At 54.5% G+C, this 15065-nt stretch carries 12 protein-coding genes and 1 pseudogene; 1 reads left to right on the top strand and 12 read right to left on the bottom strand.

Annotation, left to right across the window (positions count from 1 at the left end; all coding sequences use genetic code 11):
* Positions 1-429: 429 nt before the first annotated feature.
* From AB1S50_RS15275 to dapB, 11 genes and pseudogenes are all read right to left on the bottom strand, one after another.
* On the bottom strand, positions 430-900 hold the full coding sequence (locus AB1S50_RS15275; protein WP_367151796.1) for an AAC(3)-I family aminoglycoside N-acetyltransferase: 471 nt from the start codon (positions 898-900) through the stop codon (positions 430-432).
* 515 nt (positions 901-1415) lie between these two features.
* Complete coding sequence (gene greA, locus AB1S50_RS15270; RefSeq protein WP_367151789.1) at positions 1416-1892, bottom strand: transcription elongation factor GreA; 477 nt, start codon at positions 1890-1892, stop codon at positions 1416-1418.
* A 104-nt stretch (positions 1893-1996) separates the two neighbouring features.
* Entirely contained in the window at positions 1997-5227 is a 3231-nt protein-coding gene (gene carB / locus AB1S50_RS15265; protein ID WP_367151788.1) for a carbamoyl-phosphate synthase large subunit, read from the bottom strand.
* 68 nt (positions 5228-5295) lie between these two features.
* A complete protein-coding gene (gene carA, locus AB1S50_RS15260; protein WP_367151794.1) occupies positions 5296-6429 on the bottom strand; it encodes a glutamine-hydrolyzing carbamoyl-phosphate synthase small subunit in 1134 nt (377 codons plus the stop codon).
* A 1106-nt stretch (positions 6430-7535) separates the two neighbouring features.
* Entirely contained in the window at positions 7536-8141 is a 606-nt protein-coding gene (locus AB1S50_RS15255; RefSeq protein ID WP_367151787.1) for a response regulator transcription factor, read from the bottom strand.
* A 1-nt stretch (position 8142) separates the two neighbouring features.
* A complete protein-coding gene (locus tag AB1S50_RS15250; RefSeq protein ID WP_367151786.1) occupies positions 8143-9201 on the bottom strand; it encodes a sensor histidine kinase in 1059 nt (352 codons plus the stop codon).
* A gap of 8 nt (positions 9202-9209) precedes the next feature.
* Positions 9210-9764, bottom strand: a complete 555-nt coding sequence (locus AB1S50_RS15245; protein WP_367151784.1) for a DUF2306 domain-containing protein — start codon at positions 9762-9764, stop codon at positions 9210-9212.
* Positions 9710-10438 (bottom strand): tetratricopeptide repeat protein, encoded by a 729-nt coding sequence (locus AB1S50_RS15240; RefSeq protein WP_367151783.1) that lies wholly within the window; start codon positions 10436-10438, stop codon positions 9710-9712. The genes AB1S50_RS15245 and AB1S50_RS15240 overlap by 55 nt, the downstream gene beginning before the upstream one ends.
* A 348-nt stretch (positions 10439-10786) precedes the next feature.
* Positions 10787-11716 carry a 30S ribosomal protein S6--L-glutamate ligase gene (gene rimK / locus AB1S50_RS15235; RefSeq protein ID WP_367151793.1) on the bottom strand — a complete coding sequence of 310 codons (930 nt, stop codon included), beginning with the start codon at positions 11714-11716 and terminating at the stop codon, positions 10787-10789.
* 84 nt (positions 11717-11800) lie between these two features.
* Positions 11801-12199, bottom strand: a pseudogene (locus tag AB1S50_RS15230) (ATP-dependent zinc protease family protein); the annotation flags it as partial.
* A 27-nt stretch (positions 12200-12226) separates the two neighbouring features.
* Entirely contained in the window at positions 12227-13048 is an 822-nt protein-coding gene (dapB, locus tag AB1S50_RS15225; protein ID WP_367151782.1) for a 4-hydroxy-tetrahydrodipicolinate reductase, read from the bottom strand.
* A 214-nt stretch (positions 13049-13262) separates the two neighbouring features.
* Here dapB and AB1S50_RS15220 point away from each other — a divergent pair, with 214 nt between their 5' ends.
* Positions 13263-13700 carry a hypothetical protein gene (locus AB1S50_RS15220; RefSeq protein WP_367151780.1) on the top strand — a complete coding sequence of 146 codons (438 nt, stop codon included), beginning with the start codon at positions 13263-13265 and terminating at the stop codon, positions 13698-13700.
* 83 nt (positions 13701-13783) lie between these two features.
* Here AB1S50_RS15220 and dnaJ read toward each other — a convergent pair whose 3' ends face one another.
* Complete coding sequence (dnaJ, locus tag AB1S50_RS15215) at positions 13784-14902, bottom strand: molecular chaperone DnaJ (RefSeq protein WP_367151791.1); 1119 nt, start codon at positions 14900-14902, stop codon at positions 13784-13786.
* Positions 14903-15065: the final 163 nt, after the last annotated feature.

Genomic DNA, 15065 nt, shown 5'->3' with positions numbered 1-15065 from the left:
GAAGGCCGAGCTGCAGCGATTTATTCGTGTTCATAACCGCGATCTTGCCAAACCATTTAAATGGACAAAGAGCGCCGACACGATACTGGCTTCAGTGCGGCGAGCCAAAAATGTGCCACCTAATTAACCGCATGGCCCACTAGGCCGGCATATTCAAGGCCTCTCAGAGCTGGATATATTCCCTTTACAATTGAAATTCGATGCTGCTTCAGCTCCGGCGACCGAACTTCCAAGTCGCCTTGAGAAGGACATCAGCCTGCGAGGCTAACTGGCTGATACAGAAATTTTAACAGTTTGCCCATTTAGGTGAAGCCAGCATTGCTAGCCCACATATAACCGGTTTAGTCTGATGTGAAAATTTCGCCCGTGTATATGCAAATCAAACGGGCAGTATCCAGTTTGATACGCGTGAGAGAGCTTGCTGACTTTTTATATCCCAGGCTGACCCCGAATAACCGGAATATCAAAATGGAGGACCTCCTCCTTTTCTCCCAATTTTGAATACAAATTAACAGCGGGGTTATCCACACAATCTGCCTGTACAAAAATAATCCACGCGCCCAACTTTTTGGCGATAGGCTTGAGCGCCTCAATTAGAGCGGTGGCGATACCTTTTCTTCTGTGCTCACTAGACACCGTCAGGTCATAAATATAAATCTCACTACGCTGTTGTTCAAACTTTCTTAATTCATAGGCAACCAACCCACCGACCAATTTATCACCATCGATTGCTCCCAAGGCGATAAACGAACTGCTCGAGAGCAGGGAACCAAGATACTCTCTACCCGGTCGACTATCGCAGTAGGTTTTATGATCATCGAATTCTCTGCCAAAGCAATCTAAAAGGTCGGACATCCACTCCGGTCGGGTTTCGTTAATACGAATAATTCGATAACTTATATTAATCCCTCCTTGGTGCAGCAAAAGTTTTCTTTTTAATCAATTAATGACCCCTGCGACCTCGATACCTGTTTTCAGGAGCAGTAACGCTTACCTATAAATCCCACTCTTACTCAAATTGAAACCACCTATTAAAGCTGCCTACACACCCTTCTTTATACCGGCAGCCAGCTAGTCCCCCAATACAGTCGAAGGAAGTAGGTGACCTGCTGTCAGCAAACTATTCTTTCAGGCCAACTCAATTCCTTTCACAGATGGTAAGAACGATAAAGGAACCAACATCTCTCCAGGGCAGCTGGCGAAAAGTGCTCTAGACGGCCACAGAAAGGATACGGGAGTATTCGTTTTGTCGAGATCAAACAGGAAGGGGGATCAGTAGAAAGCGTTAGTGCAATATCCCCCGGGAAAAGAGGTTCCGGCCAGTTGTTGACCTCGACGCGGTATCCACTTGGCTGCCGGGCTCTGAGTGACAGCTATTGAACCAAGTGGAGCCCCGCTTTTACAACAACGCCTGATTACAGATGTTCCACGGCGTCAATTTCATATTCCACCGCACCGGATGGGGTGTGTACCACCACAATATCCCCGACCTCCTTGCCGATCAGTGCTCTGGCGATAGGGGAATTGACGGAAATTTTGCGATCTTTCACATCGGCTTCGTCATCACCGACAATCTTATAAGTCACTTCTTCGTCATTATCCAAGTGGATAATTGTGACGGTAGTGCCAAAAATGACCTTGTCACCCGGCTCTATGGCCTTGACGTCGATCACTTGCGCGTGGGACAGCTTGCCTTCGATTTCCTGAATACGGCCTTCGAGAAAACCCTGCTTCTCGCGCGCGGCATGGTATTCGGCGTTTTCTTTAAGGTCACCGTGTTCGCGTGCCTCGGCAATGGCTTGCACCACTGCGGGGCGCTGTACTTTTTTCAGGTTTTCCAGTTCAGCGCGCAGCGCTTCGGCACCCTCTACGGTCATTGGTACCCGGTTCAAGTTGGAACCTCCACTTTTGGTCAAAACAAGCCGCGGCCCGGCGAAAACTCCGAGGGTAAATCGGGTTCCGGCGGGCTCCACTGGCAATTGCTGTTTACGTAGCTTTATTCCGACAGTTCGGTCACGCGCTGATGCAGGTCCTGCAGCCGGCGCACCTTGAGAGGCTCACCGAGCTGCATAGCCAGAGCCATGGCCTTGGCCGCCGCCAGCGTGGTGGTGTAACACACCTGATGATTTTCAGCGCTGCGGCGGATATCGGCGGAATCGCGGATGGCCTGGCGTCCCTCAGTGGTATTCACCACCAGTGCAATATCGTCGTTTTTGATCATATCGACGATGTGCGGACGGCCCTCGCTCATCTTATTGACGGTTGTAACGGGAATACCGGCATCTTGCAAGACCCGGGCGGTGCCCCGGGTCGCCACCAGCTCAAATCCGAGTCCCTCCAGGTCCCGCGCCACGGCGATGGCTTCCTGCTTGTCGAAGTCCCGCACGGAGATAAACACCTTGCCGGACTCCGGCAGCCGGTCACCGGCAGCCAGCAGGCCCTTGTCGAACGCCTCGGCAAAAGTGGCGCCAACTCCCATCACCTCTCCGGTGGATTTCATTTCGGGACCGAGAATCGGGTCCACTTTGGGGAACTTGTTGAAGGGGAATACCGACTCTTTGACGGAGAAGTAGTCCGGTACTATTTCCTCGGTAAAGCCCTGCTCGCGCAGGCTGGTACCGGCCTGACAGCGAGCGGCCACTTTGGCCAGCGAAGTGCCGATACACTTGGACACAAACGGCACTGTGCGGGAGGCTCGTGGATTCACCTCGATCACATAGATCTCACCGTCCTGGTAGGCCAGTTGGGTGTTCATCAGGCCCACCACGCCCAGTTCCCGGGCCATGGCTCTCACTTCCTCGCGCATCCGGTCCTGCACATCCGTTGGCAGGCTGTAGGGCGGCAGGGAGCAGGCGGAATCACCTGAGTGCACGCCACACTGCTCAATGTGCTGCATAATGGCGCCTATTACCACGTCCTTACCATCGGATACGGCGTCGATATCCACTTCGATGGCGGCGTTGAGGAAGTGATCCAGCAGCACCGGTGCATCATCGGACACCTGTACCGCCTCTTTCATATAGTTGAGCAGCTCGTCTTCCTTGTAGACGATCTCCATGGCGCGACCGCCCAGCACATAGGAGGGGCGCACCACCAGCGGATAGCCCACATCGTTGGCGGCCAGAACCGCTTCCGACACTGAGCGCACTATGGCGTTTTTCGGCTGCTTGAGGCCCAGCCGCTTGATCATCTGCTGGAAGCGCTCGCGATCCTCGGCGCGGTCGATCTGCTCCGGGGTGGTGCCGATGATGGGCACACCCTCGGCGGCCAGGTAGCGCGCCAGATTCAGCGGGGTCTGGCCGCCGAACTGAACGATCACGCCCCGCGGCTTTTCCTTGCCGACGATTTCCAGCACATCTTCCAGGGTGACCGGCTCGAAGTAGAGGCGGTCGGAGGTGTCATAGTCGGTGGAAACTGTTTCGGGGTTACAGTTGACCATGATGGTCTCGTAACCGTCCTCACGCATGGCCAGGGCGGCGTGCACACAGCAGTAGTCGAACTCGATACCCTGGCCAATACGGTTGGGGCCACCGCCCAGCACCATGATTTTCTTCCTGTCGGAGGGTGCCGCTTCGCACTCCTCGTCGTAGGTCGAATACATATAGGCGGTGGAGGTGCTGAATTCAGCGGCACAGGTGTCCACGCGCTTGTAGGAGGGGAATACACCCAGCTTGTGGCGAAATTCCCGCACTGTCTTCTGGCTCACTCCCAGCAGATCCGCCAGGCGCCGGTCGGAGAAGCCTTTGCGCTTGAGGAAGCGCATATGCTCGGTGGTCAATGCCGAGGTGGGCAGGGACTTGAGGGGCTCCTCTATCCTGATCAGCTCCTCAATCTGCACCAAAAACCAGGGGTCAATGGCGGACAATTCATAGACCTGTTCCACGCTCATCCCCATGCGGAAGGCGTCGCCCAGATACCAGATGCGCTCGGCGCCGGGCACGGACAGTTCCTTGCGCAGGCGGTTCTCGGCGCCGTCCTCGCTGGGGTCAACCCTGCTCTCCAGGCCGAAGCTGCCCACTTCCAGACCGCGCAGAGCCTTCTGCAAAGACTCCTGGAAAGTGCGGCCTATAGCCATCACCTCGCCCACGGACTTCATCTGGGTGGTCAGGCGCGCATCGGCTTCACCGAATTTCTCGAAGGTGAAGCGCGGAATCTTGGTCACCACATAGTCGATGGAGGGTTCAAAAGAGGCCGGTGTGGCTCCGCCGGTAATATCGTTTTGCAGTTCATCCAGGGTGTAGCCCACCGCCAGCTTGGCCGCCACCTTGGCGATGGGGAAACCGGTGGCCTTGGAAGCCAGCGCCGAGGAGCGGGACACGCGGGGATTCATCTCGATCACCACCATGCGGCCGGTCCTGGGGCAGACACCGAACTGTACATTGGAGCCGCCGGTCTCCACGCCTATCTCGCGCAATACCGCGATGGAGGCGTTGCGCATCAGCTGGTATTCCTTGTCGGTGAGGGTCTGCGCCGGCGCCACTGTGATGGAGTCACCGGTGTGCACCCCCATGGGATCGAAGTTCTCGATGGAACAAACGATGATGCAGTTGTCGTTGTTATCACGCACCACCTCCATCTCGTACTCTTTCCAGCCGAGCAGGGATTCGTCGATCAGCAGTTCGTTGGTGGGGGAAAGGTCCAGGCCGCGCTTACAGATTTCCTCGAACTCCGGCCAGTTGTAGGCCACACCACCGCCGGAGCCACCCATGGTGAAGGAGGGGCGGATAATCACCGGGAAACCGAACTCTTCCGGCACCAGCTTCGCCTCTTCCATGGAGTGCACTATCCTGGCCCGCGGGGTCTCCAGGCCGATGGCCTGCATGGCCTTGTCGAACAGGTCGCGGTCTTCCGCCTTCTCAATGGCGTTTTTATCCGCACCGATCAGTTCGACATTGAATTTCTCCAGGACGCCGTGCTTGTCCAGGTCCAGGGCACAGTTCAGTGCCGTCTGCCCCCCCATGGTGGGCAGTATGGCGTCGGGCCGCTCCTGCTCGATAATCTTGGCCAGGGTGCGCCATTCCACCGGCTCTATGTAGGTGGCATCGGCCATGGCCGGATCGGTCATGATGGTGGCCGGGTTGGAGTTCACCAGTATGACCCGGTAACCCTCCTCGCGCAGTGCCTTGCAGGCCTGGGCGCCGGAGTAGTCAAATTCACAGGCCTGGCCGATTACGATGGGGCCGGCGCCGATAATCAGAATCGTGTGGATATCTGTGCGTTTTGGCATCTTTCTTCCGTTCTGCTACCGGTCGGGCCGGCGGTGCTCAATGTCATTCGTGTCTTGCTGGCAAAACTCTAGGCGCGCGCGCTCATCAGATCGATAAACTGATCGAACAGGGGAGCCACGTCGTGCGGACCCGGGCTGGCTTCCGGGTGTCCCTGGAAACTGAAAGCCGGCTTGTCTCGCAGGCGGATGCCCTGCAGGGTACCGTCGAACAGGGACTTGTGGGTTACCTCCACATTGTCCGGGAAACTGCCCGCGTCCACCTCGAAGCCGTGATTCTGCGCGGTGATCATCACCTTGCCGCTGTTGAGATCCTGCACCGGGTGGTTACCCCCGTGATGGCCGAACTTCATCTTGGCGGTCTTGCCTCCCACCGCCAGGCCCAGCAACTGGTGTCCCAGGCAGATGCCGTAAGTGGGAATAGCCGCGTCCAGAAAGGCGCGGATGGCGGCAATGGCATAGTCACAGGGCTCTGGATCGCCGGGGCCATTGGACAGGAAGATGCCGTCGGGATTCATCGCCAGCACATCGGAGGCCGGGGTTTGCGCCGGTACCACTGTGATATGACAGCCGCGATCCACCAGCATGCGCATGATGTTTCGCTTTACGCCGAAGTCGTAAGCCACCACTTTGAAGGGCTGTTCCGGCGCGGCCCTGTGGCCTTCACCCAACTCCCAGGTGCCTTCGTTAAAAGGGTAGGATTCCCTGGTGCTGACCACCTTGGCCAGGTCCATACCTTTCAGGCCGGCAAACTCCCTGGCTTTGGCCAGGGCTTCTTCGCGGTCTATGTCCTCCCCGGCCAGGATGCAGCCACTCTGCGCACCCTTGTCGCGCAGCAGGCGGGTCAGGCGGCGGGTGTCGATATCGGCGATGCCCACGACATTGCGCCCGCGCAGATAGTCCTCCAGGGACTGCTCACTGCGGAAGCTGCTGGCGAGCAGTGGCAGGTCGCGGATCACCAGGCCGGCGGCCCAGATGTCGGCACACTCCTCGTCTTCGCGGTTGGTACCCGTATTGCCGATATGGGGATAGGTCAGAGTTACTATCTGGCGGGCGTAGGAGGGATCGGTGAGGATCTCCTGGTAGCCGGTCATGGAGGTATTGAACACCACTTCGCCAACGGAGCTGCCCTGGGCCCCAATTGCGCGCCCCTCGAACACGCTGCCGTCGGCGAGCACCAATAGGGCCGGGGTTCTGCGGGGCATCAGGGGCTCTGGCTTGGGGATGCTGTTAGTCAAATCGCTCTCCAATCTCGTAAACGGCTTCCGGGCGGGGCTGGCAAGCGCTGACGCCGGCCAAACCACTGCGGCGGGACTCGGCTCTGCCCTATTGGGGCAGGTGTTTGCGCGCCCTATAAAAAAGCGAGATGAAACTGTGCAGCTTCATCTCGCTTTGTCTGAATCTTTCACGCGCGGCTCTCACTTTCAGTGGCCGGCGCCTAACCGCCGGTCGCAATGGGGACCAGGGCCGCTACACGGGGTGAATTCACGTACAGGGCGGGCCCAAACCGGGCGTCAATTCTACTCGAATCCGCGACTGGGTACCAGTGGAGCAATGCGCCAAGGGTGTCAGGGGGAGTCGCTTCAACTGGCCCGGCGCTCAAGAGAGGGCAGGCTGAGGGTCACTCCGCAGCGCCTTTTCCCCCATGGCCCTGGTTGCACACGCGGCTACCTCAGTGCCCTCATCAGCAACCACAACAATCACCCCCGGTTGCGGCAAAGCGCTCGGCATCACAACAGTGGATGGCGGCTTCGAAAGCTCCCGCGCCATAGAGCCGAGTACGGCTAACAGCCACTTGTTTGTGCGCGGTCTTTACATCAGGTCGAGCTGCTCAAACCCGGCCCCACATCCGTCTATACGCCGGCACCTGGGACGCTCTTGCGTAAGCTAACCCGAGGGAGAGCCACCGCCTGTCAAACAGTCGCCACCAGACGTGTTCCGACCGGTAAACGCACGGACCGGCAAGCACAATTGACTGACGAAATACCTGGTATAGCCCGCCATCATCCGCTGCACATAAGGGATGTTCGGGAGATACGGTACGGCCTATTTCAAAGAGGTGTTGAACGATACTTTAACAAAGTCGCGAACAACCAAATACAGACGGGGATGGATCGACTCAACAATCGCCCGAGAAAGACGTAGAAGTGTCGATCCGCAAACGAATTATTTATGGGCAACGGATTGGTTTACCCGCCACGCAATGAAATTAGGGTTATTATTTGATCCCATACCAACCTATGCGACTAGCTAGCCGGCACAAATTTTCAAATATCTTTACGTGATTAAGGCAATTGTTTTTTATAGCTATCTATATCCAGCCATTATCTAGCGCATACTTAAGCGCCTCTGTCCGACTATTGGCGTTTAATTTTTCCATAGCCATCGATAAGTAGTTTCTTACAGTACCAGTTGAAAGGTGGAGCTCAACCGAAATATCTTTATTGCTCAACCCAAAAGAAACAAGTCGCAATATATCCTTTTCACGCACAGTTAATGGATTGGGGTTAAGCTGCACCCCAACACGCAAATCTTTTGCAATAATTGCTTGCCCTTGATATATAGCCATCATTGATTCAATTAATTCACGCAATGGCATATCCTTGGTTAGATAGCCATCAACCCCAATATCAAGCGCTTTTTCTAAATAACCAATTTTGGCAAATGTAGTCAACATCACTATTTTTGTTTCTGGCTTGCATTTTCTTATCGCTTCAGCCATTTCCAAACCTGAAAAATTCGGCATTTCCACATCCGAGAGCACCATATCTACAGAATTCCCTTTAGCCCAACTTAGTGCTTCGTACGAATCGGCAAATGTCGCCATCACTTCAAATTCCCGAACTGCATTCAATAGTAGTTCAAAGGCATCAAGTATTGTTCTTTGATCTTCAACAATTATAATTTTGATAGACATGCTAGAGAGGAAATGTAGCTGACACGTTAAATCCATTGTCGTTGATTATAGTGCATTTGCCGGCCAGACTTTCAACCCTAGCTTTGATATTATTTAATCCGTTTGACTTATCCCAGTCAATTGAAGAGCCTCCATTATTTTTTATAGTTAAAACAGCCGCATTGTTCAATTTTAAAAATTGAATTTCGCAGTCTTTTGCACGAGAATGCTTAATGACATTAGCCGATGCTTCGCTGATAATATATAGCACCTGCTGTTTTTGACTATCAGTCAATTGTATTTCAGGGGCAATAGTAATTTTTGTTTTAATTTTAGCCAAATTCAAAGTCTCTTTAATTTCAGCTATTTGCTTTAAAAAATCACAAGTATGAGAATTAGCAATTACATTTCGGATATTTTCCAGCGACTGCCTCATTAACGTTTCAAGCTGTTCAAATTTTTCCTTGGATTCTGCACTTAATTTGTGATCCTTATAGGTTGCGACTTGTGCGAGCAGAACTCCTTTTGACAATAAAACGCCCAATGAATCATGCAGGTCTCGACTTAATCGTTCACGTTCTCTATAAGTAGCATACCAAATTTTTTGATGAGCTTGCACACTATTTTTTTCGCTCTGATATTTCTCTATTTTTTTACTGGCAACAACAATAAAAGAAATCAAACCAGATACGAGCCAAAAGTATGCTGGCAATGAAAAGACAATGGTGAGAGTTAAAATGGATCCAGCCACAATCGATAAACCTAGGACAGCGGCCTTCCTGCTTTTAAAACTCTCGGCAACAACACTGCAAAACACAAATAAGACGCCAGCGCTAGGATTATCAATTGAAGTATATATAGCGATAGCCAGCATCAATGCCAGATAAAAATAGCTTTCTTTTTCATCTGAAAAACTTTTTAAAAAACAATAAATAAAAGAAACCAGAATGAAAAAATCAAAAACAAATTCGGCCAAGTCAAATGGTTTGAACCCATATTTTAGAAAATAGATAGACAGATATAGAAAAAAAATATAATTCTTTATCGCCAACGCCTTGTTCTTAATTGAAGCAGCCATCATACTGTATATTATTTATCCTTAATTGGTGAGCCTAACTTTAGACCATAAATACAATAGGCACCTATGCAACAAACCAGAGTAGAAGCTACCACTGTGGCCAACCAAAAATACCCTATCGAAAATATATCCTCCAATCCAGGCCATATCGCAGGCAACCTAGTTCCCACCTCAGAAAATGCCGCGGCAACCAATCCAATATATGACCAAAGCATATATTGATAGTGAGTATTTAGCCATTTCTTTTTTGGCTTCTTCAGCACAACAGGAATAAAACCTGACAATAGAGAAAAGGTTCCCACAAGCGCTGCCCAATGAAATATACCCCAAGAACCAAAAAGATCATAAATTAAAAAAGCCGATGCCAGGGTAAATATCATTGAGGCTACGTAAGTGTAACCAAGCAGCTTGTGGTGAGAGCTACCCTTCTTCTTAAATAGTATCGCGGTACCTGTGATTAAAGCAACGGAGGCGGCCAGAGTGTGCAAAAATCCTATAGAGTGGTAGAAAATCATAGTGGCAGCTCCTTTTTCGTTGAGAATTTCACCAAAAGCTCTTTCGCCCATGGGAAATTTTTTCTGTAATGGAGCGCCCGCTCGAGGTCTTTAATCGCCTCTTCTTCATGTCCGTTTTTCTTATGCAATATAGCTCTCCATACTAGCGCTTCTTCTAAGCCCCAGTACACAGCTCTATCCATATCATTGGAATACAAGGCAATAGCCTTATTGAAAAACTGTATTGCTTTGTTATCACTGCCACCAAATACCTTTGGTGTGTGATAAGCACTAAGCCCTTTAACCAGCCAGATCTGTGGATTCTGCCTATCAAGTTTTTGAGCCTTTAGAATACTGTCAGATGATTTTTTCCCATTGACCGGACCGCTAAACATGCCCATGCCCGCTTTAAGGGAGTAAACTGAAGCCAGCAGGCTGTAATCTAGCGAACTATTTTCCACCTCCCTCTCAGTGAGAATAGCTTCCGCTTTGTTCAGCAATATCTCGGCATCAGCTTTTTTTTCATTCAACATCAAAGTTAGCGCTAACCGGTAATTTACATATGCCACCTCATAGGATAATTCGGAGGGCAATTGTGCTTTTATTTCTTCGAGTGCCACTATATCCCTAGCCAAGTAAGCATTAGTTATATCACCAATTTCATTACTTTTTGCTTTTAGTGACGTATTAACCAATACAATGGTCAATAAGCTGGATTTCATCCATATCTGCAATAAGGTTTTCATTTGAATACCCAAGTGAATTGAGAGTCGCCATATTATCTAAAAAGTTATCGTTTGCAGTAAGTGACAAATGTCATGAATGAGGGCAGCCTGTGTTCAACGCTTGAACACACTTTGGCCACTAGCCTGGCAGCTAATTAAATTGTCAGGCTAATGGCTTATTCTTTCCAAACGTAACCGATCTGTAGATACTAAAAATACTATTCACTTTTCTAATTAAAAGTACTCCTAACTACTCTCAGGCGCGGGAACTGAATCCTAATCCGCGGGTTAAACTCTGCTTCAAGGAGTAGAAACCAAGCTATCGAGGACTTTTTAATTATCGGGTTGCTACTATAGAGCACAAATTGTCTAATTCGTATCACGAGCCTCGTGAGTGTCTTCCCCATCCATCATTGGGCGCCATTTCAGCGCTTTTTCAATGGCCATGATCATGGCGCTGGCGATATCTTTGCGGGTAGCGCTTTCTATGCCCTCCAACCCCGGCGAGGAGTTGACCTCCAAGAGGAGGGGCCCTTTCTTGGAGCGGATAATGTCCACGCCGGCCACTTTCAAACCCAGGACCTTAGCCGCTTTGACCGCCAGGCGCTTTTCCTCCGTAGTGACCTTGACCACCGATGCGGTGCCGCCCTGGTGGATGTTTGCACGAAACTCACCCGGCGCCGCCTCCCGCTGGATAGCCGCGACCACTTTGTTGTCGATGACGAACAGTCGCAGGTCACGCCCCTGCGCCTCGCGCACAAACTCCTGCACCAGCAGGTTGGCCTTGAGGGACTTGAACGCATTGATCACCGACTCGGCGGCCTTGCGCGTCTCCGCCAGTACCACGCCGCGGCCCTGGGTACCTTCCAGCAGCTTCACCACCAGCGGAGCCCCACCCACCATTTCAATCAGCTCGTTGGTATCCACCGGAGAATTGGCGAAACCGGAAGTGGGGATATTCAGGCCATTCTGTTGCAGTAGCTGCAGGGAGAAGAGTTTGTCCCGCGACTGACTGATGGCCGCCGAATCGTTGAGCGCGAAGACGCCGATACTTTCGAAGTGCCGTGTGAGCGCACAGCCATAAAACGTCTGGCTGGGGCGGATACGGGGTATGACTGCGTCCATGGTATTGAGGATACGGCCATCCCGGTAATGCACTTCCGGCTCGTTCGGGTCCAGCTTCATATAACACTGGCGCACGTCCAGAAAGCTCATGCGGTGGCCGCGCTCGGCACCCGCCTCCATGATGCGCTGGTTGCTGTACAGGTCGGGATTGGAGGCCAGCAGGCCGATACGCAGCCCGGTGCCGGCGATATGGTGCTCGTCGCGATAGCACTCTTCCAGCTCACTGGGGCTGATCTCCCCCAGGCAAAAGCTCTCCGAGGGGTCCACCATCATACGGCCGAGCATGGCCTCCCGGCCCAGCAGCATACGGTAACCCATGCTGTCGCGGTTGGTCAGGGTGAGTTCGATATCCCAGACGCTGCCGCCAACGGACAGCGAGGTGCGGATTACCGGGCGCTTCTCCGCATCGCCTGAGGAGGAGCGCACCGTGCGCCGGTCCAGGAGTTTTGCCTCACAGCGCACCGACGGGCGGCGCAAATGCTGTAGCGGGTGAGCCTCAAAGCTCACCCAGGGTTCGCCGTCCCGTTTGAAGGTCTGAATATTGTAGGCGTGCAGGCAGGAGGTTTTAGCCCCGGAATCCACCCGCGCCTTGATAGCGGGAATTCCCAGGGAAGCCAGGCCGCACCACTCCTCACTGCCGACAACAAGTTTTTCCACGATTGCCACCTCAACTCGGGAGCACAATCAAGCCCTCAGCCCCAGCACATCGCGCATATCATAGTGTCCGGCGGCCCGCGAACCCCGCCGGTCCTCCCCCAGCAGCCACAGTGCCGCGGTGACTGCGCCGCGCGCAAATGCCAGGCGGCTGCTGGCGCGGTGGCTGATTTCCACCCGCTCGCCATCGGCCAGAAACATCACCGTGTGTTCACCCACCACATCGCCGCCGCGCACTGTGGCAAATCCGATAGTGTCACTCGAGCGGGCATCCGCCCGGCCTTCGCGGCCATATACAGCGACTTTGTCCAGATCGCGCCCAAGCGTCTGTGCCACCACGGCTCCCATACTCAGCGCCGTCCCCGAGGGTGCGTCCAGTTTGTGGCGGTGGTGGGCCTCCACTATCTCAATATCGGCAAAATCCCCCATCACGCGGGCGGCGGTTTCCAGCAGGCTGAAGCAGAGATTGACCCCGGTGGAAAAGTTGCTGGCCAGGCACATGGGTATCCTTGCCGCATGCGCCAGCAGAGCTTCCTTTTCCCCGGAGGTGAAGCCCGTCGTGCCGATCGCGATGGGGCGGCCGGCGTCGGCGCAAAAAGTCGCATTGGCCAGGGTTGCCTGCGGTGTGGTGAAATCGATCAGAACGTCAAATTCCGCCTCTGCCAAGGCATCGCCGACGGCGAGCCCGCTCGCGCCCAACCCCGCGACCTCGCCCGCATCCGCCCCCACCAGACTGGAGCCCGGCCGCACAATTGCCGCCGATAGCACGGCCTCCCCGCTCTGTGCCAATACTTCCGCCAGGGCGCGGCCCATACGTCCACCAAACCCTGTCACACCCACGTTAATGGTCATTGCGCCCTCCGTGCCCGAGTTGAACCGCACATTCTAACTCGCCAGCCCGACGCCGAGCTATGGCCCGCAAGCGGCCGGGGCAAATAGCATTCGCACATAAGCAGTTGGATCCTTATGTCAAAAAAACGGCTTGATTCCCCAGCTTCCAGGCGCGCCGGTGCGTCCACAGAGAAGCTGCTACGCTTGTGGAAGAGTAACGAAAGGAGCGCCAGTTATGCGTCTGTACTCCGGTATACCCCGCTCTCTCCTGACGGGCCTGCTCGTTTTGGGGCTCGCCTTCGGTGCCACAAATGCATTGGCACAGGAGGGCTCCGAAGATGACTTTTGGGAAAGGCACGACGACATCGTCAACGCGGTCACCCTGCGCCTCAAGCTTACCCCCGAGCAGGAGAGTGTGATACTGCCCATTTTCGATCAGGATTCTGAGCGCCGCAGAAGTCTGCTGATGCAATACGGCTTTTCCAAGACTGCGAGGCCCAAATTGAGCCGGGTCCAGAAAGAAGAGCTTAGTGCAAAAATGCTGGGGGTCAGTGCCGAGTTCCGCGCCAAACTGGCGCCGGTACTGGATGCCAAACAGTTTGAAATGTTAAAGGAAATACAGATGGAATTTCAGAAGGAATTTAACCGGCGCCTAATGGCGTACAACCCCTGAAGCAGCTCCGTTTCCCGCTTTTCGCAACCTGCCGGGCGGCTTATGGGCCGCCCGGCCGATTGCAGTAACCTGCGGGGATCGGGTCAGAGTTTCATATCGCCAAAAAAGTTCTTCACCCCTTCAAACCAGCCGGTCTGACGCGGTGAATTCTTGTGTTCGCTAAGGGTAGAGGAAAATTCCTGCAGCAGTTCTTTCTGCTTGCCGGAAAGGTTCACCGGGGTTTCCACCACCACTCGACACAGCAGGTCGCCGGGGGCCCCGCCGCGCACCGGGGTGACGCCCTTGCCCCGCAGGCGGAACAGTTTGCCGGTCTGGCTTTCCGCCGGAATCTTTAACTTCACCTTGCCGTTCAGGGTGGGCACCTCCAATTCGCCGCCCAAAGCCGCGGCGACAAAGCCGATCGGCACCTCGCAGTAGAGGTTCTTGCCGTCGCGCTGGAACAGATCGTGCTCACGCACCATCACCTGCACATACAGATCGCCGGGCGGTCCCCCGTCCGGTCCCGCCTCACCTTCGCCGGCAAGGCGGATGCGATCGCCGGTATCCACCCCCGGCGGTACCTTAACCGACAGGGTCTTGGTTTCCTCCACCCGGCCCGCACCGTGGCAACTGCTACAGGGATCGCTGATAACGGTGCCGCGGCCGCGGCAGTTGGGGCAGGTTTGCTGGACCGAAAAGAAGCCCTGCTGCATCCGCACCTGGCCGACACCGCCACAGGTGCCGCAGGGTTGGGGTTTGCTTCCGGCCTTGGCCCCGGAACCATCGCAGCTGCCACAGCTGACCAGGGTGGGCACGCGGATCTTGACGCTGGTGCCGCGCACAGCGTCCTCCAGGTCCAGCTCCAGGTCATAGCGCAGGTCCGAGCCCCGCGCCGGCCCGCCGCGGCGGCCGCCGCCACCCCCAAATATATCGCCGAAGACGTCGCCAAAAATATCGGAGAAGCCGCCGAAACCACCGGCGCCGCCACCCATCTGGCCCTCTACGCCGGCGTGACCGAACTGGTCGTAGGCGGCTTTCTTCTGGGGGTCCGAAAGCACCTCATAGGCCTCGTTGGCCTCTTTGAACCGGCTCTCCGACTCCTTGTCATCGGGGTTGCGGTCGGGGTGGTACTTCATCGCCACCCGACGGTAAGCCTTTTTCAGTTCTCTCTCGTCCGCTCCCTTGCTGACACCGAGGACTTCGTAGTAATCGCGCTTCGCCATATTGCTCATGCCCAGAGCCGGTCACCGGGCCGGCCCGTTTGTTCTTGTGCGACCTCCCTGTGGGGTAACAACACCCCGCAGCAGTCCGGCCGGGGGCTGCCGGCGGGATACCGGCAACACATAAACTAGAGGGGCGCGGGGGCCGATTCCTACGGAATGCCAC

Source organism: Microbulbifer discodermiae, from assembly GCF_040742695.1.
Lineage (GTDB): Bacteria > Pseudomonadota > Gammaproteobacteria > Pseudomonadales > Cellvibrionaceae > Microbulbifer.
This window is presented reverse-complemented; position numbering and strand designations above follow the sequence as displayed.

Bases quoted from the DNA above. Each gene is read 5' to 3' on its own strand.
- carB (WP_367151788.1), bottom strand. From the start codon at position 5,227: ATGCCAAAACGCACAGATATCCACACGATTCTGATTATCGGCGCCGGC.
- carA (WP_367151794.1), bottom strand. From the start codon at position 6,429: ATGCCCCGCAGAACCCCGGCCCTATTGGTGCTCGCCGACGGCAGCGTG.
- AB1S50_RS15255 (WP_367151787.1), bottom strand. From the start codon at position 8,141: ATGTCTATCAAAATTATAATTGTTGAAGATCAAAGAACAATACTTGAT.
- AB1S50_RS15250 (WP_367151786.1), bottom strand. From the start codon at position 9,201: ATGATGGCTGCTTCAATTAAGAACAAGGCGTTGGCGATAAAGAATTAT.
- AB1S50_RS15245 (WP_367151784.1), bottom strand. From the start codon at position 9,764: ATGGGCGAAAGAGCTTTTGGTGAAATTCTCAACGAAAAAGGAGCTGCC.
- AB1S50_RS15240 (WP_367151783.1), bottom strand. From the start codon at position 10,438: ATGAAAACCTTATTGCAGATATGGATGAAATCCAGCTTATTGACCATT.
- dapB (WP_367151782.1), bottom strand. From the start codon at position 13,048: ATGACCATTAACGTGGGTGTGACAGGGTTTGGTGGACGTATGGGCCGC.
- AB1S50_RS15220 (WP_367151780.1), top strand. From the start codon at position 13,263: ATGCGTCTGTACTCCGGTATACCCCGCTCTCTCCTGACGGGCCTGCTC.
- dnaJ (WP_367151791.1), bottom strand. From the start codon at position 14,902: ATGGCGAAGCGCGATTACTACGAAGTCCTCGGTGTCAGCAAGGGAGCG.